Source organism: Bacillus tequilensis (assembly GCF_012225885.1).
GTDB lineage: Bacteria > Bacillota > Bacilli > Bacillales > Bacillaceae > Bacillus > Bacillus tequilensis.
Window position 1 is genome coordinate 1,765,758 of record NZ_CP048852.1, and the last position, 24,500, is coordinate 1,790,257.

Below are 24,500 nucleotides of genomic sequence, written 5' to 3' on the forward strand. Positions count from 1 at the left end.
CCTCCTTTAGTTTTTATTTTTAAAACGAATAATGTATGTAGCCTCAACACCGTCATCATCAAAGACCATAAACTTTTGAGACGGTTTCGTACCAAAGCGACCCTGCATCGCATAATCATCAGCGCCAACAAGCGCTCCGTTTACAACAACTGTTGTGCTACCATATTCTTTTTCATAGTTGTGATGAATATGACCACCAAATATGTAAGAAGGGATATAACCAAGTAATTGAGGTAGGCGGGTTACGCATTGATCAACACGATCATAGTGACCGTGGACAAATACGACTTCTTGATTGTTGATTTTAGCGGGGATAAAACCATCTTGTTCCGGTTCAATGGAAACGTTTTTAATATCTCTTAATCTAGCTTCGAGATACCAATTAATGAGGTATTCAAAGTTTTCTTTTATTCCCACATCATTCTTAGAAGGGGAGAGACGCCCGTGATTACCAGCTACATTGTAAAACTTAATTTCTTGAAACTCGTTAGCCAACATAGCTAACACCTCAGCAAGCGTTTCTGACACATATTTAATTTGCTCTACAGCATCTTCATTAGCCTGAACTCTTGTTGAAACATGTATAAGACCTCCAATTAAATCGCCAAGATTCGCAACATGTAATGTGGAGACATGATTCTTCTTTCCATACTCAATTACTTTGTTTGTGAGATGCTCAACTCGTTCATCGAATATTTCTTTATTGAACTTATTGATGCGGTTATCGATTTCCATTCCGAAGTGCCAGTCACTGAATAAAGCCAGCCCATGCTTTTCAGCTGCAGCAGGGAGGGGGAAAGTGAACCGTAGAGGTCTTTTTGATTCTAAATTAACAATAGCTTGGACTACATCATCCTTGATTTTTTCAAAGCGAGCTTGATTCGCTATACTTTTTCTATATTCTCTTTTTTGGTCACGAGTTCTAATCTTTTCTTTTTCAGATTGTAGTCGCACTTCTTCGTATTTTTTAAGAATTTCTTCATCCAAATTCTTGGACATTATGTAATCATTCCAACGTTCATATTGCTTAAAATCTTTGCGCCATTTACTCTCATCATAATTTGTACCTTGATCTTTATTTAAAAGAGTGGCAATTGTTTTTGTGTCAATGTGATATGCGTCTTTGTTTTTGAAAAGTCTAATATGATAATCAGTAAAAGATTCGTCTTTTTCTCGTTGTAAAACAGTATTTAAAATAGCTGTCATTCAGTCACCGCCTACTCATTGATTTGTGGAAGTTCGTCTTCTTCGGTAATAGAAATTTTCACTTTCCGACCATCAAATGATTTTAAAATTGAATTCAGATCATAACGCTCGATGTCTGTTTTTGTTTCTTCTTCAATAATTCCATCAATGTAACTATAATTACCTTTTAAATTTACTGTATGAACTTTCTTAGCCAAATTAAATTCCTCCAATATGTGTTTTATTTACGTACAATAAACTCCTTCGGAAGCCCGATGATCCGAAGCATCGGTAACGTCCGAAAAGGGGATATAAAGGAGATGAAAAGATAAGTCGGATAGGCGTTGGAGAAACGCCCGAAGGAGATTATTGATAACTTGCGTACCGGAAGGCTCGTAAGCACATTCCGGCTGATCGGTAAGATAAAACGCAAGCACAACAAGACCCTCTAAATCATTAGAGGATCTTGTTCTAATTGCAATCTAACCCCACTTATCTACATCAGCATGTCCCGTAGGAACGTAAGCCTTCGGATCGTAGAGAGCGTATTACGTGTTCAGCGTCTGGACTAATAACTTTAATCAAGCAAAAATAACAAAAGATGCCTTCAGGAACTCCTTGTACAGCTTGGCACATGAGTTAAATTATTGGAGCAACAGAGAATAGAGTAAATTTAAGGAGTAAAGTAGAAGGGTAAAAAAGAAGATGGAATAAATCCTACTTCATTTTTTTCTTTGAAGAAAAACAGAATCCCAAAGCCAATAAACTAAAGCTAAAAGAAAACTAAAAACGTACAATTCATATCTAACAAAAACAATAAGACTATAATCAGTAAGTAAAGCTAAAACCGAACAAACAATAAAAGCAAAGAAGAAATAAATCAATAAGTAACGGATATTAAACTTTCGAGGTTTTCGGTGTAAAAAAAGCTGTACAGGTGTAGCAAAAATAACATAAGCAATAAGCATAAAAAGGCTAGTCATCTGAAAATAACCAAACCCAAAGTCCGGAGGAGTAAAAAAAATCATATAGACAAATGTTGCTGATATTACGGAAAGGACAAGCATACATACATAACTAAAAATTCCACTCAAAATACGCATCCCAATTACAAACTCCTTTTCGCTTAATCTAATCAATTAATCTAAATGGAGGTTTCTGCATGAAAAAGATATATATACTATCATTCTTCATAATTCTGCTTTGTTTATTCACAACAACAAACATCTCACAAGCAAAGAGTTCATCCGATGTTGGTACAAAGGTAAAAGACGGTCATGTCACATTTTATAGTGATTTGGTATACAGTTTTTGTTGGTTTGGTATATTTTTCATCCTTATCATGTTCAACATATACTGCACTATCTCTTTCTTGTAAAAGTATCTGAATACATTTTGAGAATGCATTGCTTAAAAGTAAAGCTTCGAATAAAGCAATTTTGACATTTATTATCTTATCTTCTCCTTTTAGACATACATCTTATATATTCTAAGAGATTCTTAAATAAATTGCCAATAAAACAAATTTTATCCTTCGTTTCAATCAAAAGTAATCGAAAAGGTAAGACCCATATAACCCTTTTCAGAGACATTCCTGTCTTTTCTTGTTAGGTCACACACCTTATCTACATACAATGCGTGTAGATCGCCAGTCTCTTATTTTGCACAGTTTTCTCTGACCCGTGTAAGGAGGTATGTGCATGGGAAAGGTAAGTCTCCATTCAGAAACTTGAAGGAGAAATAGCGAATAAAATAATGAATGTGTTTTCTAGTGAAATTGAAAAGACAAGACCGAAAATAATCCTTTTCTGTGAAATAGGAGCGGTGATCAATCGCCCAAACACCATTCCACTTATTTTACGAGTATAGAAGACTCGCTAACCCGGAAAAATTTTGATGGCAGCATAATAAGCTTCAAAGCTGACAAGGGTATTATTTAAAGGGAAGGAAGACGCATCTGCCTTACCTAAGTGTAAGCCGAAGCAGTACACCGCAATTAATATTCAGGCTACATGTCACCCATAGTAAGACTGTGATGGGATTCACCCTACAAAACAGCTTGAGTAGCATAGGTCTTACCGACATGTATAGCCCGATAATAGTCATTTACCTGTCTCCTTTAGATACAGACATCCGAGTTAACCTCGCACCCTCATAAATGGCTATTATCCGACTAACTGCAATGACCAACCGCAGTTTGTGTCAGAATGATACAGAAAATAGGGGAGTAGATATTGTTTAATCAAGAAAGGCTAGTCCACACACAGGAGAGGAATCTCCACTAATGTTCATTCAAATTAGTCTGTATCTTCATAAATGAACATTAGTCGAGAACTGATATCCCAAATATCAGTAATCAACTTGTTAATTGACAACACCCCCATGTTGGCAATCAAATAATCTCTCTTAACACCTGGAGTGAATGCGGGGGAGGATTTGCACCTCCCATGACAGTATGGTCTAGGAACGTCTGCACCATTTAACTGACCAGTATTGACTCATGAATCGATTGATCCAAGCCTAGATTGTGCGTCTACCTATTCCGCCACCGCATTTATTAGGTGGAGAGAGGGGAGGGGTGCTAATCCCTCACTATCGATTGTTAAGCTTTCACTGCATCTTTGAGAGCTTTTGCAGCCTTGAAGGCAGGTGCTTTTGTTGCTGGAATATCAATTTCCTCGCCTGATTGCGGATTTCTCCCTTTACGTGCTGCACGTTCGCGAACTTCAAATGTACCGACTCCAAGAATCTTAATTGATTCACCTTTTGCTAGTGTTTCAACGATGACATTAAATACTGCTTCTACTTTTGGCGTAGCTTCTTTCTTAGTAACTCCTAATTTTTCTGCAACTGCTCCAACAAATTCTGTTTTGTTCATGTATTAATTCCTCCTAGTGATTTTGTTTATTTTTGTGTTAAAGTATAATTACGGTAACGTTTGTGATTTTTTGAAAAACGGGAGACTTACTCACCCTTATATGTGGAAATTAGCTTTCTTTCTCCCTTATGGCGATTATCTCAAAAGGGGCTTCCAGACCAGTCTCATCAAGGGTTTAAGGCACTTTTTTTGTTGAACTTTTTTCGGTAAAATCGCTGTACCCCTTGGGGGAGTAAGGCTCAGGGCACTTTCTATTCTAGGACATTCTTTGTTTTCTTTTGCTATTCCTCCAAGAGGTTCTGAGTTTTTCCTTAGAGCATTTGTCACATAACTTCTTTTTATTTGATTTGGTTTTATAAAGTTTATTGCATGATAAACAAATTTTGGTTGATTTTAAATTGACTTCTAGGTTTTTAAGAATGTTTTCACCGAAACACTCCCACAAAGTTGCCTTAAACTTACTCTTTTTCTTGTATAGGTGCTTAACTAAAACATCAGTAACATATTGCTCGTCTTGATGAATCTTCAATAACCTGTCTTTAATGACCTTATAAACATAAAGTTTTTGTCCAGGCTTAATGTCTTCATCATTCATCAGCCATTTCTTGTTCTGGTCTAATCGTTTGTATTCACTAATAATTGCATCGTCCACTTTAATCTCCTTGTTCTTAAGCAGGAAACGATAATCGAACTTTCCTGCAACAGCTGCGAAATTAATTCGGTCATTAGGAATAATTGAGTCTAACTTATTTACTGTGCTTTCATTAATTAACTCAACGCTATGTTCTTCTTTATCCTTTGCATTGATGAAGAAGTGGGGCACTTTATTTTTTATGTAATCTTTGATTTTCTCATCAACGTGATCAGGGCGGGTGGGCATGAATAAGGTTTTTGCGAACTTTGATACCCTCGGTTTCCCGATATTTTATTAGGGAATAGACCATATCATCATCTGTGCTAGACAGATGGTCAGCGCTTCATAATAAGGAATTTCACCTTATTATTACTCCATAAAGGATGGTCGTTGCACCTTCATTTACAAATGCTTCGCAGCATGATGTAAACGCTTGGCACAGGGTTTTCATACAATACATTTTACATTCATTTCACATTTTGATAGGTTCTTCCTTGTTTAATTCCATAAACAACATTGGGTTTTATGTTACACATTTTTGCAACATGGGGTGCTGATAACCTTTTTTTAAGAAGTTCTCTTATACAAAATACTTCTTCTGGAGTAAGAGTGCTTTTCTTCTTGCTTTTGTATTTAAGAATAAAATCGTCCCACCCAGTAACATGAATATGATTCCATACTTTACACTCTAATATTGATTTAACGATGGGGTAGGAAACATGCATTGATTTTGATACTTCAGACATCTTTTCCCCATTAATCAATCGAACTTTTATCTCGTGTGCTTTCGTTTCATTTATTTTTGAGGATTTATTTTTTGACCCTAAATGAGACTGACGCATCTTTAATCTAGATTCTGGCGAATGTCTTTTATTCATTCTAGATTGTAAAAGCTTTTCCTTATGCTGCGGAGAGAGCTTTCTGCCAATTCTCGCTTTGCTCATTTTGGCTTTTGTCTCATCACTAAGCTTTCTTCCGATGTTATGAATCCTATTCTTTTCCCCAATAATCTTTTTGGTGGAGTCAGACATCTTACAATTACTCTTGCCCTCTCCGCCGGTGGTCATGTTAAAGCCATTTAAATAGGCACCTAGTTCATTTATGTAGTGAGTTTCTAATTCATTCATATCTGATTTTGGATCAACTGTTTGCAAAACATGAAACTGGAAATCGTTTTCTCCATATTTATTCCAAGTATTCTGCAAATGTCGATTACAGTGCGAATTGTTTTTCAGCTTCCAAGTGTGATGCCAGTAACGCTTAATAAATTTCATCTTAGTTTTCCCCACATATATTAAGCCGGTGCTTATCTGCTCAATCTTATATATCCCACTCATATATTTATGCTCATCCTCATTTATAAACTTCACTTTGTCACCCCCTTGTTTTAAATATCATTGTTCAAAATGTAAAATGTATTAATTAGAATTCCCCTGTTAGCACACTCATTGACGATCATTTCCTATCGCTACTTTTCGCTGAATGCACACCCTAGATTTCTAGGTTCACTGACTTTTCATCCGCATATCACTATGCGACGCGACTATAAATTTAATCGATAGTAAAGTTATTCTCCATGCATAACCATTTGATCACGTCCAGGTTTATATTGTCACTGTTCCATATCTTAGTGATGTTGTTACTGTACTCCCCGATATTGATTCCATAAGCAAGAGTTAGTGCTTCATAGATGTTTCTGCTATTAATCTCTTGTTTCTGGGCTACAGACATTTCATAATACAAAGGAACCATGTTCTCCATATTACGCTTGGCAATATTGACGATTAGCTCATCAGAAATAATTAAGGCCTTATCCCCGTCATTGTCAAACTGCAGCAGCTTGGATATAGGATCATGAATGCTGGTATAAACACCTGGGGTAATGAACCACTTTTCATATTCCTCGTCTTTCTTGTTCCATCTAACTCCATGTTCTCTGTATAGGTGAGGGGAGCGGAGGATATCAATATGCCCTTTATCATATAAAGAACAATAAACATTGCTGCCGGTGAGAAGTCCTTTTGGATTCTCAATTCCAAGAAAAAGTCTTTCACAAAAAGCATATAGATCAGGACATAAATATGTATACCTAGCATCACTGACAAGTAATTTTCCTGATTTGGCATCCTTAATCATACTCTTCTTCTTATTCTTAATGATTTCTTTGGTGTGATCATCATTTAGCAGCTCAGGATATATTAGTAGAGCTTCTTGAAGGCTTGTCTTATGTTTATTTTTCTCGGTAGCCCCCAAAACTTTCATCATTGTTTCTTTATCAGTGCCTAATTGAGTAATCTCACTAACAGTCTTTGAGCTGATTTGTTTTAATTCCTCATCTGTGATATCAGTGAGTGTTTGTAGCATCTGGTAAGTCAGTTTTCCCTCAACAGATGGATCTTCTTCATTTAATTTAGCTCCTAAACATCCATACTTTTTAAATTTAGAGCGATAATCATCCCAAGAATCATAGTACTTCCACATCTTAAACTGGCTTTTCGTAAAAATTATTTGGATATCATCTTTAATAATGTCCCATTCTTTACCGTAGACGTCCTTAACTATAAATGAACTGTGTTTTTCAGCAAACTGTCTAAAGTCAAATGGAACAAGTAGACCCTTAACCCAAGGTAATCTGACCATAAAGCTTTTCTGACTCAAACTAGGGAGCATCATTCCACAACCATCTGTATGTTCTATAGGAATATCCATAATCTTACGAGTGATTTCATATGTATCACGGTCAATATAATCAACTAGGCTGGAAACATTTGTTTCTAAGTCATTGACGACAATTGCTTTATCAATATCAATTTCCCATGGACTGCTGGCGCTATTCGATAAGGCCATGTAGCTATTCCATTTGTTTATGCTGCTTCCACCTTGAGCATTGATATTCTCCACACTAAGACCACAAGTTAAAGCATTTTGATACTTATCTAAGGTGCTTTGCTTGATAAAACAAGACTTTTTGGTTCGTATTTGACCGGCACTGCTAGTGAAATAAACGTATTTCTCATTGTTATGTATGAATCCTTTATCAATAATGTCCCTTAAAATTTGAAAGTGATAAGTTTGGACAACCATGATCTCTTCAGAGAGAGAGTTTTCTTTGATTCCCAGCGTTCGAGTTAAGACTGAATCAAATAATGAAATCACATTATTATCTTTCAGAGAATCTGTTCTAAGTGTTCTTATTTGAATATGATCGTTAAAGGCGTTATAAAGCTTTTCTTTTAAGGAAATAATCCTTTGCGTTATGTACTTCTTATGTTTTTTATCAACATGTTCAAGTTTTTTGAGATGATCTCTGTACCTATATGATTTTAAAATCTTGTTATGTAATTTGTTTTCTTGATCATTATAAAAAGCAGAAGTATCAATACTGTAAATATGTACTTGCTTATTAAGACCGTCTTTTTTTCCTTTCAATAAATTCTCCCCTTATTACTATTATGCATATTTTTTGATTTAATAGTCGCTTTTTAGATACTTATTTACAAGATTTTTGTATGTATAGCTCTGTTTATCGATTGTTCCAAAAAGTTTATAGTCCTCATAAAGAGTGTTTTCTTCTTGTGAAGCAGTTTCTTCAATAATAGTAGTCTCTAAAAATCCAATTAAATTACTAAACATGTACGTTACTTTCTTTGAATCCTTTTGCATTATCTCACCTCCTCACTATGAGATGATTATATACATATTATTTGTATTTGTCTATTGTTTTTTCGCTAGTATGTTAACAGCTCCAAGTTATTGAGATGAATTGTGAGGCATATAGAGAAGGGGGGATTATCGTAATCTAAAAACATGCTTATCGTAAAAATTATTATAGAGTTCAAAAAGCCAGTAAACGTAAGGGTATTTGCTGTATCGAATGGTGATTAGGGGACAAACGATCGTAAAACATAAGTGAGAGTAGGGGAAAGTGGTTGCTTTATCTAAATATTGAAGAAATCGAGTAAATTTGAAGAGGGGAAAACGTTGATATTTAAGGCTTTTACGATAGCGATTACGATGTGAAAAAGTGTGATTTTGAGGTGGAATTAGGAAAATGAAAATTTGGATAGGGTGTGGAAATGGAAGTGCTATGGGTACATCTGTTCCCTTAATTTTACCATTAGATGTAAATATACCCCCGTATATTGGTATTGTAATACGTGTATAAGGAACATTATACGTGCATTTGATGACTTTGGTAGGCCTACAACAGCACTAACATAATTCCAGGCCAAATACAAGAATAAATTGAAAAAAATTAAATTGATTAGTAATTTGAAAATGAATAACCATTCATTAAAAATAATCGTATTTATAACGAATCCGAGGGAATCGAAGACATATTTATTTTATCCTCACCACTATACTTATCCTTTTATCCAATCATATCCTACACTAACCACCCATCACACTTACAAACCTCATCAGCCTTCACATCATATATACACAACACTATTCATCCAGTCATTCACCCTAGTCACACTCACACGCTCTCAAATTGAATATAACACCTCTCTAAGCATCCTTAATCAATTCCCAATCCATTTACATTCTTGTTCACTCAAACAGAACACAATGTATCTCAACACCATCCATCAACACACAAATAACTTACCACAAATATAAAAAATATGTATATAAAAATCATGAATTATGTTATAATAGAGTCATAGGAAAGGAGGTGTACATAGTGCTTGAGAAAGTGGGTATCGTAGTTGCTTTCCTCATATCTTTAACGGTTCTTACAATCAACAGTCTAACAATAGTTGAGAAGGTAAGAAACCTAAAGAATGGGACAAGCAAAAAGAAAAAGCGTATACGCAAGCGGCTCCGACCAAAGAGACAACGCCAACGTATACGCCGATGAGAGCTAAGCTAAAGGGGAATGAACTTCTCCTTTAGTTCCTACCCATATTATAACATGATCAAGCACATTGTAAACATGAAACGATTCTCGCTATGGTTTACCCATGTCACATTCATTGGTTTATTCTTGATGTTTCAACTCATTAAGGACTACTTCAGCAGCGAAGCACAAACACTAATCAATGCAATCATTGTAGTCACATGTATCATTGCCATACTGTTATGGATCATCTATTTTGTATTCCTTAAACTAAGAAACAAGTCTCACTAATCTTATAGGCCTCATGGTATAATTAATTCATTGAGGTGAGATGAGTGGAGAAAAAATTCCTGGATGCTATTCAGCAGTTCACTAGGGAATTGGAAATGCTCAAGAAAGATATTGACTCCATCAAAGAAGCAACTGTCAGAATTGATAAAGACCTTTTAGAGTACAGAGAAGAGATAAGCAAAGTTAAACAAGATGATCCTTGCTAATCAATCAGCGAACAGATAAGGATAATTAAATATGCGTTATAAATAAGGGAGCGGTAAGGCAATTATCGTTCCTTATTTTTGAATACAAAATTAAAATATAAGGAGGATATATGGAGAAGGTTAAAGTAATTGATTCTATTATGGGATCTGGTAAAACAACTTACATTATTAAGATGATGAATGAGGCACCAAAGAATGAGCATTTTATCTTTATCACACCATATCTTGATGAGGTAACAAGAATAAAGAGGTCATGTACGAATAGAAAGTTTTACGAACCAAAAATACATAGTGAGGAAGGTGAAACGCTTTATAAACTGGATTCGTTACATAAACATTTAGCAGATAACAATGACATTGTAACAACTCATGCTTTATTCAGTATGGCTAATGAAACAACTAAAGAATTGATTTACTCAGGCAATTATACTCTTATCCTGGATGAAACTATGGAAGTGGTTAAGAAATTAAATATATCCAAGGATGATCTGGATATGCTGTTCCAAAATGAATGGATTAAGAACAATAATGGCACAATCATTTGGAATGATGAACAAGAAAGAAACCTTAATAGGGAATATAAAGGAGAGTTCCAAACACTTAAACATTTGGCCAAGAGTAAAAACTTAATATTGCATAATGAGTCTGTATTGTTTTGGCAGTTTCCTGCAGACATCTTTGCCCAATTTAAACAGGTCTATAATCTTACATATTTGTTTGATGCTCAGATTCAGAAATATTATTATGACATTAACGGAATAGAATATGAACTTTATGCAGTAGTCAAAGACAATGACAGTTATAAATTAATGCAGCACAGTAGGAAATTCGACAAAGCAAAGAAGGATGTTCTAAGACATAAAATTAAAATATATGAAGGTGATTTGAATAAAATTGGTGATGATTATTATGCATTATCAAAAAACTGGTTTGAAAAACGTTCAGTGTTACATAAACGGCTTAAGAATAACATTCTAAATTACTACCAGAATATACTTAAATCAAAGTCTAAGGACAATCTTTGGACAACTTTTAAATCACATAAAAGTAAATTAAGTGGAAAAGGTTATACGAAAGGCTTTTTAGCCTGTAACATCAAAGCAACAAACGAATACAGTCATAAAAAATCCTTGGTTTATTCAATAAACAGATTCGTTAATCCTGCAATTGATAATTATTTTAGATCCAAGGGAATAACCATTAACGAGGACAATTTTGCTTTATCTGAAATGATTCAATGGATTTGGAGATCTGCCATAAGAAATGGACAGGATATTAATATATATGTCCCATCATCACGAATGAGAAAGCTGTTAAAAGATTGGTTAGAGAACGAGAGATAAGAATAACGTATGAAAAAAAAAGCAATAAATCGTTTTTGAAACCCTTGGTACATAAGGGTTTTATAGGGGTCTCTCGTAGAAGAAAAGAAGTAAATAAATTAAATAATAAAATAAGAGAATGGGGGTGCTGCTAATTGTTCAAAACGGTTCGTTCCTCACCTGAACAATTTTTGCTCACACCACCCCCAAACCCCCTCATGAGCAATAAGTATTTAACACGATAACAAATACAAAAAATATGTATAAACGTATTGATTATTATAGATTATCAAGTTATAATATAAATAACAAATACAAAAAATATGTATAAAGAAAATTAAAGAATGGAGAGGTTGAAAATGACATCTGTTTTAAGAATTAACGAAGAGTTAAACGGAATTGAGCTTTATTTTGGAAGCAAACCAGAAGAAGAGGTGTTAACTCATCTTAAATCAAACGGTTTTCGATACTCTGGATTCAAAAAATGCTGGTGGAACAAACGTAATGAAAAATCTATGCAAGTTGCTAACAGTCTTACAAAAGAAGAAATTACATATGCTACAAACACTAAACCTAAAAAGAAAACTAAAATTGAAAAATTGGGTCTGTGGGATGCAACTCAATGGGATGAGTTCAAAGTTAATAAGGAACAGGAAGTAAAAGAAATGGCAAAGGAAATAAGAAAGCATGTAAGACAACGTTTCCCACAATGCAAATTCTCTGTTACTACTGGGGGAAGCTATTTACATAGCACTATTAACATAAAAATTAAATCAAGTCCTTATGAAAAAGGCTCAGCTTATTTGACTGCGATTTATGATTATTGCAACAGTCTTTTAAACAATTATCGCCATTGCTCCAGCCCAGCAGATCCGTACACTGATTACGCAGGTAGTTACAACTTTTATGGTCATGTTTCATTAGACTGGGAATACAAGGAAACAGAACAGACAGAGGAAATTAAAGAAGAAATGGCACTGTTTGATTCAAAGATGGAAGAATTTCAAGAAGCCGAGAAAGAGAAAAAAGAAAAAGAATTTCAGCAATATTTAAAAGAGCAAGAGCTCAAAAATGCTGAATATAAGAGACAGCAACAAGAAGAAAAGAAACAAGTCGAAAATATCTATAGCAGCATTGTAGTAAAACAACTGAATGAAGATCAGGAGTATTGTGTTATTGATGCACAGTTTGCGAACTTAAACAAGAATTGCACACTCGATCAATATAAAGACGAGGTTGCAAAAGGTGACTTCAGACTTAAAAATGTAAAAATTACAAAAGAAGTACATTTCAATACTGAAGAAGCTTTAAACAACTTTTCTAACATGCTTTTAAATGATTTTGATTTTCTTGCGGAAACAGGAGGCAGCTTTACAGAGGATAATAGAATCAACTCAATGATTGATTATTACAATATGGACGATCTAGAAAAGAATACAGTTAAATGGAATTTATATGGTGTAGGAGTGTACTACGGCGGGAAATTGCAATTTATTGTAGACGCTCAAGGCTATTCTTATGCAAGATACGTTGGTTTAGTGGACAATGCAAAAATTGAAAAGTCAATTTCTCATAAGCAAGCGTTAAAAGAAGGAGAATTAGACGAGTTAAAATATCAAGCAGATATGTTAGAAGATATTTCAACTTCGGTCATTGAAAAATTAAATATATTTGAGACTTGGAAAAAGGAAGACTGGAACAAATACAAATCTTTATTTAAAGAAAAGTTAAAAATACAAAGTTTGAAGTTGAAGAAAGAAATTATCCAACAGGTATATCTGGAAGAATTGAAAATTTCTTTATACAGAATTCTCCATGAAGTTGACAGCATTCAAGAACAATTTAAAAATGTTGATCTTGAAAAAGGTGAAAAATATACTCTGTTTTACATTTCTGATCTTGGATCTTTAATTACTGAAAGAATAACATATGACAGTTACCGGCCAACTAAATATGCTCAATATGATAATGCAATCAAGCTGACATACAAACCCGAAAATAAAAGAAATTTATATTATCGTCACTTCTATTCTGATTTATTGATGTTCAAAGGGTGGCACTCACTACCCGACACAGTATTGAATAATGTTGAGGTTAAACCAGATGGAATGAAAATAATTCATAGTAAGTACCACTCTTGTGACAAAAGACAATTTGATGAGGTTTTAGGTTACTTAAATAAAAAAAGCTTCAAACCTTTAATCAATACTTATAAGCCTAGTCTATAAAGAGGGGATGGGTAAACTTCTCATTCCCTCACAAAAGGGGAAATTAAAATGTTTAAAGATAATCCGGATTTTTATCCAACACCAACGCAATTAATTAGAAAAATGACATCAAGAATAGAATGGAAGCATATTAACTCCGTTCTGGAGCCGTCAGCAGGTAAAGGAAACTTAGTAGAAGCCATTTACACTCAATTTAAAAACACTAAGAACTACAGAAGGAATTCAAAGTATGACGTGGATACAATTGAGCAAGATGAAAACTTACAGCACATACTTAGAGGCAAAGATTACAGAGTGATAGCAGACGATTTTTTGACGTTTAACACTTACAAGAAGTACGATTTGATTTTTATGAATCCACCTTTTAGCAGCGGTGTTAAACACTTATTAAAGGCGATTGAATTAATAGAGAAGCAACAAAGACCTGGTCAAATTGTTTGCGTACTAAATGCTGAAACATTAAAAAATCCGTATTCAAATGACAGGAAATTTTTGATTCGTAAGCTAGAGGAAATAAATGCAGAAGTTGAATACATTCAAAACGCTTTTTCGAACTCAGAGCGAAGCACAGAAGTTGAAACGGCACTAATATACATAAGCATTGAAAAACAAGAATATAGCAGTGTCCTAATAGAAGACTTAAAAAAAGATGAGTCTCATAGAATTAATGAGGATTATAAAGCAACACAGTTAGTGAATGCAGACTTTATAAAAGGGATTGTAGAACAATTCAATTATGAAATCAAAGCGGGTTTAAAATTAATCAATGAATACAACAGCTTAAAACCCTTTATGCTGCATAGCTTCAATGATGACAGTACTCCAATATTGAAGCTGCAAATTGATAAGAATAAAGAAGAAAATGATATAGAGAATGCGTATATAAAACAAATCAGGGCGAAGTATTGGAATACGTTATTTAATAATGATCAATTTATGGGGCTCTTTACAAGCAATCTGAAGCAAAAATATTTGCAGCATGTTGAGGAATTAAAAGACTATGACTTTTCTTTATTTAATATCTATACATTGAGAATTCAAATGAGCAAAGAGATGACGCAGGGAGTAGAAGACACAATACTTAATCTTTTTGAAGAATTTAGCCACAAGCATTACTATGATGAATCATCAAAAAATGTTCACTTATATAATGGGTGGAAAACAAATAAATCATACAAGATTAACAAAAAAGTGATTATCCCATTGAACGTTTATAGCTGGCTAGATGGTCGGTATAATCCAACAGACTATAAGGTCTTAGAAAAGTTGAAAGATATCGAAAAAGTTTTCAATTATCTTGACAATGGATTGACAGAAGACATAAATATTGATGAAGCTTTAAAATTAGCTGAGCATTATGGGGAGACGAAAAAAATAGAGTTAAAGTACTACTATGTAACTTTCTATAAAAAAGGGACATGTCACATCGAGTTTAAAGATGAGGAAATACTTAAGAAGTTTAATATTTTTGGCAGTCAAAAGAAAAACTGGCTTCCTCCATCATATGGGAAGGTTAAGTATCAAGATATGACTACAGAAGAAAAAGATGTGATAAATGATTTTGAGGGCGAGCAATCATATAACAATACAATAAAAAATATTTCTTATTATGTCATCGTCCCATCAAAAATTTTGATACTCACATCATAACACTTAATGGGGTTTTAACATTAAGCGTATAGTACATATACATCGAGTAGTTAAAAACGGCAAGGAATCTTTAATCTATTGATTAATACTAAAAATATAAATGCAAAAAATATGCATAAAAACATTGATTATTATAAGTGATCGGGTTATAATACAATTACCAAATACAAAAAATATGTATAATATATTTGAATGAATGGGGAGATTGAAATGAAAAAAATAGAATTTCGATTAATTGATAATGAAAGCTTGGAAAGAAACCAAGAAAATCCTTTTCGATGGAGTCATTCAGATAAGGTTGTAGTAAATTCAGCAAGTATAGAACATGCTATAACAGTAGACTTTCTCAATAAGTTCAAAGAAGAATTGAATGATCTGCATGATTATGATATTAACGGAAAAAACGGTGAAGTTACCTATGAAAATTCACACGATGGTTCATATCTGTTTTTTAAGGTTAGCGTTAAGTAGGTATAGACGTTTGAATGAAACAATACTTAAACAGAACGGGGAAAATCACGATGGAAGAATTAATGATTGATATAAGGTTGGATAATCCAGTAGGTAAACTTGACGAAGCAATGGAACAGATGGGTTTTACATATAAAGGACAGTTCAAATATGACTATCCTTACCTTGGTCATAAGTGGTATGAACGTATCAGAACAGAGCTTTATGAAAAAGACAATCAGTTATTCTATTATGCTAGTGTTATTGAATGGGATGGGGATTTGATCTCGGTTGTAAGGATAGGGAAAGTCGAAAACAAAGCAGATAAAAATCCTGAAATAATAACTGAATAAAACAGCAGTTTTAAATAAATTGAGAAGTAAATAGTAATAGAGTAGGAAATGCATTAAAGTTAAAGGAGCAGAGTACATGAAAAAAATTAAGTACGTTGTCACTATGGTGGTTGAAGTTGAGGTATCAGAGGAAGAAGAGAAAAATTTTTATCCAAATGGATTAAATAAAGATTCATTGATTGAAAATATGCAATCAGATACATTCGATGAATTGCTTCATAGCAACCTTACAGAATATAAAGCTGAAGGTTATTTACTTGAAAATGGAAAGGTAGTAGCTGACATGAAGAGGTTTTTAAAGAGTAAACGGAAATAGAGTATTAGGTAGAAGTATAACGTATACACTAAAAATTAATTAAAACGGAGACTTAATTATGACAACTTTAAATGAAAACAACCTTAAATTTTTACTGGATAATGGCTTTGAACTAAAGCGGTATGAGGAGCAGGGATTATCATTTTATACAAAAGAAATAAAGGACAGCCACTCTTTGAAAAAATTAATTACACATCATTATGAAATTCAGGAAGATGAAGAGATCAACACAAAAGGATCAAGTTTTATCATGGAGATACAGACAAATGGAGAATCCCCACAATGGCTTTTTACCGGTGAATATGAAAAGCTTTGCATTCTTCAAGACCAAAATCAGTTTATTGAATATGTAAAAGATATCGCTAATCTAATTAGGTCAAATCTAAATAACTGAATAAAACATGGATTTTAAAGTGATTTTAAGGAGGGATCTAGACATTGTTGAAGAAGTTTTCACATGAAAGGGGTTATAAACATGCAAGTTTTAAGGATATTAATTGTTCATGTCTTGTCTGCTTTATGTGCTGCTGTTGTTTATGTTTTTGGCATTGATTATGATGGCTATATTCCATACTTCTTAATAAGTGCTATTATCTTTATTTATTATTTAATCTTTGCTACACCTGTTCAATATTTCCTAAATCGCAAACCCAAAAGGTTTAATCTGAAATATTTACTTATATACATATTCTTTTCCTTCTTAGTATGGTTATTCTTCGCTGTAATAACTGACCCTAAGACCATTATAGACTTCCTAATGGGATATGAAATTTACTTATTTAGTATCACATTTGCTCTAATCTTTTGGGTCTGGGACTCAGTTTTTCTGCAAAATAAGGCGAAGACAGCAGCTAAGTAATTTTTGTATTCACAATCCAATCTAAATGGAGGAATGAATTGATATTTATCACCTTATAGATTTGATCATGAAGAGCCAGACGACTATCCTTTTTTAATGTTTCACAAGGTCAAGGAGAATAATAGCCTTGGCCAATATTATAGGCTTAATGATCATTTTAAGTAATCAAAGTAACCAGAGGTGAGGACGATTGATTAAATCAAATTTAAAGCCCATATTAGACGAAAGGAAGATCAGCATCAGGCAGCTATCTAGAGACATTGATCATGAGTATCCAACTGTCAGAAAGCTTTATCATGACGAAATGGAGCGGTATCCAAGAGACCTATTAGATAAAGTCTGTACATACCTAAACATTGAGTTGCAGGAATTGCTGATATTCGAAAAAGGTCATAATCATATCGATCGCTCAGGATGAAAATGGTATACTAAAGTTACAAGCATAGGAAGTAATTACAAGTTTTCTAGGTCTATATAAAATCGTACTTTTATACAGTTTTTTGGGGGATTAAATTGGTGAAATTAAATTGGGTTGATTGGGAGTGGAATACGCCCGATATGTTTCGAGTAGTTCCTCATAGTGTAAACTTTGAATCTCTTGAGAGTTTAATTGATACCATGAGTAAATATTAAGTATAACGGTGAATCGGTGATTGATAGTAAAGGTAACAGAATTGATATTGATTTAACGGAAATCTACTTATAATAAAATCAATCTTTTATATGAGGGGAATTTTATGAAAAAGAAATTTCAAGTATTTGTTTCATCTACATATACTGACTTAGTTGAAGAAAGACAAGTGGCTGTAGAGGCAATACTAAATGCTGGTCATATCCCAGCGGGTATGGAGCTTTTCAAAGCAGGGGATGAATCTCAAAAAGAAACCATTAAACGTTGGATTGATGAATCAGATGTTTATATGTTAATACTAGGCGGACGTTATGGTGAGATTGATGATGAAACTGGTAAGAGCTATACACATTGGGAATACGATTATGCAGGAGAAGTTGGAAAGCCACGGTTTGCGATAGTTATTCAAAAAGACGCTCTTGAAGTGAAAATACAGCGATTCGGAAGCGAAGTAATGGAGAAAAAGAATCCTCTGAAGTATGAAGAATTCAGAAAAGAAGTATTAGCTAAAATAAGTAGATTTTTCAGTGATGAAAAAGATATAAAAATTGCTATTTTAGAATCTCTAAAAGAACAAGAGAACAATAAAAATTTAAAAGGTTGGGTTTCGGGAGAAAACTCAGCAAATTTAGAAAATATTCTTCGTGAGAATCTTTCATTAGTTAAAGAAAATATTAATTTAAAAAAACGTATTGAACAAATGGAGCAAAGTATTAATAGGGAAAAAGAGTTTGATGGTCTCTCATATGAAGATATTAAAAACTATTTATGGGAACAAAAAATTGAGGTACCTAACAGCTCGGATTTTGGAAAAATTGCAGGAAAAGAAGTAAGTGTTTTTCAGATTTTTATTGCACATAAGAAATATTTCACTATAGGTATCACAAATCAATATGGAATGGACGAAGGAGCAAAATTTTTATTTTTTGATGTTTCTCCAAATTTATTAATTTTTAATTTACTCGAAAAACAAATTGTAGCTGGAGGATCATATCAAAGAATACATCTCTCTAAAATTGGTGAAAAATTTATTGCTAGGTACGAAATGGAGCGGCATAAAAAGAACAAAAATACTAGAGTAACCAAATGAAAAACATTATTTTGTAGAAGTCGGAGGAAAGGGTTTTGTCAACAGTAAAGCATGAAAATATATCTTACTCATCAGGAATTTCAGTCGCTGCCGCCGCAATAGATTCATTTTACTTTCACGGTATAGATTATAATGGATTTTTAAGTGATGGATTTTCCGGCTTAATTCCATTATTGTCTAAACCAAATGAGTACACAGTATTACATCGTTATTTATATGATTTTTCTAACATTACAGAAGAAGTAGATGTAATGTATAAAAACATAGATGATCTTAGTATCCTTTTTGATTTTATGAAAAGAGTATTAGCTGAAGTTGAATTGACTCCAGATTTAATTCAGCCAACTTACGATGAATGCAAAAATGAATTTCATAGAGAGTGTAATTGTTATCCTGTATTTAAACAGTGGATGGATTATGTAATAGATAACAGTAAACTAATTAATGAAGCATTAACTCACGCTGCCTTTCAAATAGCATTTTTAGATAGACAATTCTTGCATGATTTCCATCATGAAATCTCCAAAGAAATTGAAAGATATGCGCTTACTATGGATAAGGATATCAAAATTGGGTTCACTCAAAAAAATGGGTTTAAAAGAGGTTATTTCCCAGTATGGATGAAAAAAGCTGTATTTCATAGAGATAAAGGTTGCTGTGTAAATTGTCGCAGAGATTTGACCGGTTATTTTAATGTGAACGGAGCTTATCACATTGACCATATAATCCCTTTAAAATTGTATGGAAACAATGATCCCTCAAACTTTCAAATTTTGTGTGATACTTGTAATACACAAAAAGGAGCAAGATCTACAGTAACTAATAACGTTAGCGTCCCTTTTTGGAATCTTGAGCTGGAGGACTAAAGTTAATAAAACTACGATTTTATAGAGAAGCAGGGGGCAATAATGTTAAAAATGATTACTGTTTGGTATAAGTATTATGATGATAATGACCCTAAGTTAAACCATATTGAAGACGGCTGGTCAAAGAATGAGTACCCAAAACCAATTAAATCATCGTTTGCAAATCAAGAGGCTTGGAGAAAAAGCGAGTGGGAGAGAAAATATGCATATCTTGATGAAAAATCTAGAGTGGTTGATGCGACTAAGGCTATTTGGCTTAAGTAAAGTTTTGTATTAATAAGGTTTTTTGAAGACAGGAGGATAGACTTTTGCTACCTAATAGATTGTTAAACAGTATTGTTTATACTCTAATAATCTCTAGTTTATCATTTGGTCTAATCTTTGGTCTGTATATGTTTGCTTACTCTGGTTTTATGGCAATCGCATTAGTCACTATTGGCATCATAGGATTTTATGCTTTAATCACTTACTTGGTATTTGCTGTCCCTTTGCAAGTGTGGCTTAGAAGAAGGCCCAGAAAATTCAGCTTGAACAATTTTTTAATTTATATTGCAGTAGCCTTTTTAGCTGTGTTTTTGTTCTGGACTGTTGATTATCCGCCAAATGCTCTTACTGTATTCAGAAGCTTAAATTATTACATTATGAGTATTGTTGCAGGTCTTATTTATTGGTTTTGGGACTCCATATTCCTACGGAAATTAACACATTAAATTACATTAAATTAAATTATGAATTTCACACCGTTTACAACAAGTAAGAAGGCTGCTGATCCAAACAGTAAATATCCGGACAGTTTTTGTTTGCTTAATATCGCTTCAGCTCCGACTAATGATAAAAGGGCGGCAACAAATAATTGCACAACAATCAACAATAATTCATTTTGATTGGACAATGAGTATATGCACAAGACTAATGCAATGCAAGAAACCGAAATTTTTGCAACTTTTAGCAAGGTATCACTCCTTATGCGGTCATGAATTAACCTTAACACGATTACGCGTCTCAATCCGAGAGCATAAAAAATCAAGATAAAAGAAGTGTTTTATAGAAAGGCGGCGAAAATCAATGATAAGGGCTTATACAATCGGACATGAAATCCCCGATAAGATTAAAACCTGTATTGATGATTGGAACTATTGGACTTGGATTACTGTTGCAAACAATTCAATTGCGAACAAAGATGCAAAACGTTTAATTGAACTGATTGAGCCGGAAACAGAAAAAATTGCTGTATATAAAGCTGAAAATGATATTGATGTATTTGTGAGTTATATGATTCCTGTAAGGTAGTAGTTCACAAAATAAAAAGAGCATAAATCTAAATGCTCTTTTTCATGCCGCAGCGCCGGCATTCACGTAAGAATATTCCACTCTTCACAGAGCTTTTGAATGTAATCGCAATTGTCGCAGCGGCCGTATTTTACATCAGGATATTCTTTATAATCATAAACGATTGAAGTATCATACCCGTTTGTTTCGTATTTCTCTTCCACAAGATCACCTACATAATTTATTCGACATACTCAAGAATACCAAATTCCGTTCGATATAGGGAGGGAACAAATGATTGGATTAGCTTATTTTTTAATTATTTGGCTTGGAGTTGGATTATTGACTGGCATTAAGTTTATTTTTGTTGATCAGGTCTATGATGAAGAGTTTAAAGAACTCATGGATAAAGAAACAGCAGCGGGCATGGAAAGGAATTTGTCCAGCCTGTTTTTCAAAAATAAGCTTAATGTGATTGCCTTTTTCATGTTAATTGGTTTGCTGCCATTAGCAATGAGGATTACAAAATTATTTAAAAGAGGTTGATTTATGCCTTTGATTGATTATTTTTATGTACTGCAGTTTGAAAACAAGGAATACTTCAAATCATTTAAGTTAGATGAGGACGATTATTTGACATCTAACGACCTCCACGGCGCTTCTAAATTGCAAACAATGTATGAAGTCATTGAGGTAGCAAGTGAGCTGAAAACGAAGTGTAATGTGCAATGTGAGGTAAGGGAAATCCAAGTCGTAAAGCGTTAGGAGTGTTTAGGTGTATTGGATAGAGTGGATTGAGAATGGAGAAAAGAAAAACATTGTTGCAGAAGGTTGGATTGAATGGGCTGCTATACTTGAAGACTTGTATCAGAAACGATTTGAGTATGTTGAATGGAAGCGGCTTTATTAAAGCATTATCTGAATAAACAGAGTGTCTTAATGTAGTTTGTTTTTTCTTTCTAAACCAAAAAATTAAAAAGGAAAGGCTTTGTTATCGTGGATCAAATAGGAGTAACGTTAATGAATGTATGGGATTGGTTTCTCTCTAACACAGGAAGTTTAGGAATGTTTGTATTAACGATTTTCATCGCATACTATTCTAAAAAATCATCTAAAGCTAGCTTAGAGGCTGCAAAATTAGCGAAGAAAGAGTATGAAAGTAAAAAAGAACCGGAAGTAATAATCTATTTTGAGTTAAATGAATTTATGCTGGATTTTAAAATGAAGAACATCGGCAATGGTGTAGCGACCAATGTGACAGTCGATTTAGAAGAAAAGAGCGGTAATTTTCAAAAGAGCTATATGTACAAAATGAAAAACGGAATTTTTAATACCAACATTCAGACATTTGCTCCTAATCAAGAAATCAAAGGAATTGCTGCTAAAAAATCAGATATTAAAACTGATTCTGGGTATCCTGTTTTCACATGTAAAATCAACTATAGCGATATTAACGGAAGAATATATAATAAAAGTTATGACTTTGATTTAAATTATATTGGAGGACTAGTTTGGACACAAAAAGCAACCTTGGATAATGTTACTGATAGTCTAAAAGAAATTAAAGAAGAAATACGAAATCTTCAATCCAAGTCCTAAATTATAATAAAACACAATGGAAACTTGCTTAAATTTAAGTAAGTTTAATAAAAATAATTGTTGATAAGGAGAATTTATGAAACAAGTTTACTTATACTTTAGATGGGAAGACCTCCACAGTGAAATAGGTGTGGATTCCTTTAATCTATTGAGAGCAAGTTATTCTAATTTGAGTGAACAGCAATTAATAGAGTTAATTAAAGAGTTGATATCTATAGAGCGGGAGGATATCGCTGCGAAATTTGATATACACCTATCTGAGAATGCCCCAGTTTTTGATGAACGGCAACATGTGGTTTTTAAAGGTGTTGCCGGAGATATAGACTACAAAGACATGTTGCGTTCTTTGGTAACTGCATTAGAATTGACTAATACACTTGACCATGTGCAGAATATCCTGTCCTTAGCTAAATGCTTAAGAAGTTTTGATAGAGAAATTTTCGCTAGGTTTGTTAAGGATATTGCGGAAGAGGTATATTATAGCCTAAAGTAGGGCTTATGCTTTAGGAGCACACAATGAGGATTAAACCTCATTGTGTCTAGTTAAAATAGGAATTTTAAAGAGAATACAAATACAAAAAATATGTATAAATTTATTGACTAGAAATGTGATATATAGTATTATTAAGTTAACCAATAAAGACAACAAAAAGAAATGAGGGGAAATAATGGAGTTAATAAGGATAGCTATGAAGAAAGACTTGGAAAATGACAACTCTTTAATGAATAAATGGGCAACAGTAGCTGGCCTTAAAAACTCCAATCCTCTTTATGACTTCTTAAACCATGATGGGAAAACTTTTAATGAATTTTCTTCAATAGTCAACATTGTTAAGAGTCAGTATCCAGATCGTGAATATGAATTAATGAAAGATTATTGTTTAAACCTAGATGTTAAGACAAAGGCAGCAAGAAGTGCATTGGAGTATGCTGATGCAAATATGTTTTTTGAAATAGAGGATGTTTTAATAGATTCAATGATTTCTTGCAGCAATATGAAAAGTAAAGAATATGGAAAAGTGTATAAAATACATAGAGAATTGTCTAACTGTGATATTACTGAATTTGAGGCAGTGAAAAGACTCGGTAAATTAAATATTAAAACACCTGAAATGAATTCTTTCTCAAGGCTCTTGCTGCTTTATCATTACTTAAGCACTGGTAACTTTTCTCCGATGGCCCAACTTATAAAACAAATTGACCTAAGTGAGATTTCTGAGAACATGTACATTAGAAATACATATCAAACAAGAGTTCATGTTCTAATGTCTAATATAAAACTAAATGAAAATTCATTAGAGGAATGCAGAAAGTATTCTCAAATGGCATTGGAAAGTACAAATATCCAGAGATTTCAGGTTTTCAGCTACTTAACAATTGGTAACTCTCTATTATTTTCGAATTATGAATTGGCTCAGGAAAACTTTTTAAAAGGGCTAAGCGTTTCCGTCCATAATGAAAATTACAACATGATTTTCCAACAGGCTTTGTGCTTCTTAAATAATGTATGGCGCAAAGAAAATAAGTGGATTAATTTTGAATCTGAGTCAATTATGGATTTGCAGGAGCAAGCTCATTGTTTTATCAACTTTAATGAAAATTCCAAAGCGAAAGAAGTTTTGGATAAACTGGATCTGATAGAACATAACGATAATGAGCTTGCAATGCATCATTATTTGAAAGGGAGGCTCGAACAAAATAAAGCATGCTTCTATTCTTCAATCGAGTATTTTAAAAAGTCTAATGACAAATTCCTTATTAGGCTGCCACTGTTAGAACTGCAAAAGATGGGAGAAAATCAAAAACTTTTAGAATTACTTTTACTTTAAA

31 protein-coding genes and 3 pseudogenes are annotated in these 24,500 nt (G+C 33.3%); 23 read left to right on the forward strand and 11 right to left on the reverse strand.

Annotation, left to right across the window (positions count from 1 at the left end):
• Window positions 1-6 precede the first annotated feature (6 nt).
• From G4P54_RS09335 to G4P54_RS09370, 9 genes and pseudogenes are all read right to left on the reverse strand, one after another.
• Entirely contained in the window at window positions 7-1,206 is a 1,200-nt protein-coding gene (locus G4P54_RS09335; RefSeq protein WP_167872454.1) for a metallophosphoesterase family protein, read from the reverse strand.
• Between the two features lie 11 nt (window positions 1,207-1,217).
• On the reverse strand, window positions 1,218-1,403 hold the full coding sequence (locus G4P54_RS09340; protein WP_240939757.1) for a YonK family protein: 186 nt from the start codon (window positions 1,401-1,403) through the stop codon (window positions 1,218-1,220).
• Between the two features lie 504 nt (window positions 1,404-1,907).
• Entirely contained in the window at window positions 1,908-2,288 is a 381-nt protein-coding gene (locus tag G4P54_RS09345; protein WP_167872456.1) for a UPF0715 family protein, read from the reverse strand.
• 777 nt (window positions 2,289-3,065) lie between these two features.
• Window positions 3,066-3,176, reverse strand: a pseudogene (locus G4P54_RS21275) (hypothetical protein); the annotation flags it as partial.
• 611 nt (window positions 3,177-3,787) lie between these two features.
• On the reverse strand, window positions 3,788-4,063 hold the full coding sequence (locus G4P54_RS09350) for an HU family DNA-binding protein (RefSeq protein WP_167872457.1): 276 nt from the start codon (window positions 4,061-4,063) through the stop codon (window positions 3,788-3,790).
• A gap of 256 nt (window positions 4,064-4,319) precedes the next feature.
• Entirely contained in the window at window positions 4,320-4,943 is a 624-nt protein-coding gene (locus tag G4P54_RS09355; protein WP_167872458.1) for a hypothetical protein, read from the reverse strand.
• 221 nt (window positions 4,944-5,164) lie between these two features.
• A complete protein-coding gene (locus tag G4P54_RS09360) occupies window positions 5,165-6,067 on the reverse strand; it encodes a GIY-YIG nuclease family protein (RefSeq protein ID WP_167872459.1) in 903 nt (300 codons plus the stop codon).
• 184 nt (window positions 6,068-6,251) lie between these two features.
• Window positions 6,252-8,126: pseudogene (gene yonO, locus G4P54_RS09365) on the reverse strand (DNA-directed RNA polymerase YonO); the annotation flags it as partial.
• A 39-nt stretch (window positions 8,127-8,165) separates the two neighbouring features.
• Window positions 8,166-8,360: a hypothetical protein gene (locus G4P54_RS09370; protein WP_167872461.1), complete on the reverse strand. Its 195-nt coding sequence runs from the start codon at window positions 8,358-8,360 to the stop codon at window positions 8,166-8,168.
• Window positions 8,361-9,384: 1,024 nt separating this feature from the next.
• Here G4P54_RS09370 and yonT point away from each other — a divergent pair.
• The 16 genes from yonT to G4P54_RS09450 all read left to right on the forward strand — a co-directional run bounded on the left by yonT (window position 9,385) and on the right by G4P54_RS09450 (window position 20,512).
• Window positions 9,385-9,561, forward strand: coding sequence for a type I TA system toxin YonT (yonT, locus tag G4P54_RS09375; RefSeq protein ID WP_032721653.1), 177 nt, complete (start codon window positions 9,385-9,387; stop codon window positions 9,559-9,561).
• Between the two features lie 18 nt (window positions 9,562-9,579).
• Window positions 9,580-9,831 carry a hypothetical protein gene (locus tag G4P54_RS09380; RefSeq protein ID WP_167872462.1) on the forward strand — a complete coding sequence of 84 codons (252 nt, stop codon included), beginning with the start codon at window positions 9,580-9,582 and terminating at the stop codon, window positions 9,829-9,831.
• A gap of 44 nt (window positions 9,832-9,875) precedes the next feature.
• A complete protein-coding gene (locus G4P54_RS09385) occupies window positions 9,876-10,037 on the forward strand; it encodes a hypothetical protein (RefSeq protein WP_167872463.1) in 162 nt (53 codons plus the stop codon).
• 110 nt (window positions 10,038-10,147) lie between these two features.
• Window positions 10,148-11,380, forward strand: coding sequence for a hypothetical protein (locus G4P54_RS09390; protein ID WP_167872464.1), 1,233 nt, complete (start codon window positions 10,148-10,150; stop codon window positions 11,378-11,380).
• Between the two features lie 338 nt (window positions 11,381-11,718).
• Entirely contained in the window at window positions 11,719-13,587 is a 1,869-nt protein-coding gene (locus G4P54_RS09395; RefSeq protein ID WP_167872465.1) for an LPD29 domain-containing protein, read from the forward strand.
• A 48-nt stretch (window positions 13,588-13,635) separates the two neighbouring features.
• Entirely contained in the window at window positions 13,636-15,237 is a 1,602-nt protein-coding gene (locus tag G4P54_RS09400; RefSeq protein WP_167872466.1) for a class I SAM-dependent methyltransferase, read from the forward strand.
• A 210-nt stretch (window positions 15,238-15,447) separates the two neighbouring features.
• Window positions 15,448-15,708 carry a hypothetical protein gene (locus G4P54_RS09405; RefSeq protein ID WP_167872467.1) on the forward strand — a complete coding sequence of 87 codons (261 nt, stop codon included), beginning with the start codon at window positions 15,448-15,450 and terminating at the stop codon, window positions 15,706-15,708.
• Window positions 15,709-15,758: 50 nt separating this feature from the next.
• Window positions 15,759-16,040 (forward strand): hypothetical protein, encoded by a 282-nt coding sequence (locus G4P54_RS09410; protein WP_167872468.1) that lies wholly within the window; start codon window positions 15,759-15,761, stop codon window positions 16,038-16,040.
• Between the two features lie 76 nt (window positions 16,041-16,116).
• Entirely contained in the window at window positions 16,117-16,356 is a 240-nt protein-coding gene (locus tag G4P54_RS09415; RefSeq protein WP_167872469.1) for a hypothetical protein, read from the forward strand.
• A 58-nt stretch (window positions 16,357-16,414) separates the two neighbouring features.
• Window positions 16,415-16,750 (forward strand): hypothetical protein, encoded by a 336-nt coding sequence (locus G4P54_RS09420; RefSeq protein WP_167872470.1) that lies wholly within the window; start codon window positions 16,415-16,417, stop codon window positions 16,748-16,750.
• A gap of 81 nt (window positions 16,751-16,831) precedes the next feature.
• A complete protein-coding gene (locus tag G4P54_RS09425; protein WP_205781572.1) occupies window positions 16,832-17,215 on the forward strand; it encodes a UPF0715 family protein in 384 nt (127 codons plus the stop codon).
• Window positions 17,216-17,405: 190 nt separating this feature from the next.
• The gene (locus G4P54_RS09430; RefSeq protein ID WP_167872472.1) at window positions 17,406-17,633 is read left to right on the forward strand and encodes a helix-turn-helix domain-containing protein; all 228 of its coding nucleotides are present in this window, start codon (window positions 17,406-17,408) and stop codon (window positions 17,631-17,633) included.
• Between the two features lie 319 nt (window positions 17,634-17,952).
• Window positions 17,953-18,936, forward strand: coding sequence for a DUF4062 domain-containing protein (locus G4P54_RS09435; protein ID WP_167872473.1), 984 nt, complete (start codon window positions 17,953-17,955; stop codon window positions 18,934-18,936).
• 35 nt (window positions 18,937-18,971) lie between these two features.
• Complete coding sequence (locus G4P54_RS09440) at window positions 18,972-19,802, forward strand: HNH endonuclease (protein WP_167872474.1); 831 nt, start codon at window positions 18,972-18,974, stop codon at window positions 19,800-19,802.
• 42 nt (window positions 19,803-19,844) lie between these two features.
• Window positions 19,845-20,066 (forward strand): hypothetical protein, encoded by a 222-nt coding sequence (locus tag G4P54_RS09445; protein ID WP_116315615.1) that lies wholly within the window; start codon window positions 19,845-19,847, stop codon window positions 20,064-20,066.
• 44 nt (window positions 20,067-20,110) lie between these two features.
• Window positions 20,111-20,512: a UPF0715 family protein gene (locus G4P54_RS09450; protein ID WP_167872475.1), complete on the forward strand. Its 402-nt coding sequence runs from the start codon at window positions 20,111-20,113 to the stop codon at window positions 20,510-20,512.
• 11 nt (window positions 20,513-20,523) lie between these two features.
• Here the strand turns inward: G4P54_RS09450 and G4P54_RS09455 are convergent, their stop codons facing one another.
• Window positions 20,524-20,754: a hypothetical protein gene (locus G4P54_RS09455; RefSeq protein ID WP_167872476.1), complete on the reverse strand. Its 231-nt coding sequence runs from the start codon at window positions 20,752-20,754 to the stop codon at window positions 20,524-20,526.
• 113 nt (window positions 20,755-20,867) lie between these two features.
• Here G4P54_RS09455 and G4P54_RS09460 point away from each other — a divergent pair, with 113 nt between their 5' ends.
• Entirely contained in the window at window positions 20,868-21,092 is a 225-nt protein-coding gene (locus G4P54_RS09460) for a hypothetical protein (protein WP_167872477.1), read from the forward strand.
• 28 nt (window positions 21,093-21,120) lie between these two features.
• Here G4P54_RS09460 and G4P54_RS09465 read toward each other — a convergent pair.
• Window positions 21,121-21,295: pseudogene (locus tag G4P54_RS09465) on the reverse strand (DUF8096 family protein).
• Between the two features lie 70 nt (window positions 21,296-21,365).
• On the opposite strand from G4P54_RS09465, the gene G4P54_RS09470 reads away from it, so the two are divergent.
• From G4P54_RS09470 to G4P54_RS09495, 6 genes are all read left to right on the forward strand, one after another.
• Complete coding sequence (locus tag G4P54_RS09470) at window positions 21,366-21,617, forward strand: hypothetical protein (RefSeq protein ID WP_167872478.1); 252 nt, start codon at window positions 21,366-21,368, stop codon at window positions 21,615-21,617.
• A 3-nt stretch (window positions 21,618-21,620) separates the two neighbouring features.
• The gene (locus G4P54_RS09475; protein WP_167872479.1) at window positions 21,621-21,836 is read left to right on the forward strand and encodes a hypothetical protein; all 216 of its coding nucleotides are present in this window, start codon (window positions 21,621-21,623) and stop codon (window positions 21,834-21,836) included.
• A 10-nt stretch (window positions 21,837-21,846) separates the two neighbouring features.
• Window positions 21,847-21,981, forward strand: a complete 135-nt coding sequence (locus G4P54_RS09480) for a hypothetical protein (protein WP_167872480.1) — start codon at window positions 21,847-21,849, stop codon at window positions 21,979-21,981.
• A gap of 110 nt (window positions 21,982-22,091) precedes the next feature.
• A complete protein-coding gene (locus tag G4P54_RS09485) occupies window positions 22,092-22,670 on the forward strand; it encodes a DUF8453 domain-containing protein (protein ID WP_240939758.1) in 579 nt (192 codons plus the stop codon).
• 76 nt (window positions 22,671-22,746) lie between these two features.
• A complete protein-coding gene (locus tag G4P54_RS09490; protein ID WP_072692929.1) occupies window positions 22,747-23,163 on the forward strand; it encodes a hypothetical protein in 417 nt (138 codons plus the stop codon).
• Window positions 23,164-23,338: 175 nt separating this feature from the next.
• Window positions 23,339-24,499 carry an AimR family lysis-lysogeny pheromone receptor gene (locus G4P54_RS09495; protein ID WP_167872481.1) on the forward strand — a complete coding sequence of 387 codons (1,161 nt, stop codon included), beginning with the start codon at window positions 23,339-23,341 and terminating at the stop codon, window positions 24,497-24,499.
• Window position 24,500: the final 1 nt, after the last annotated feature.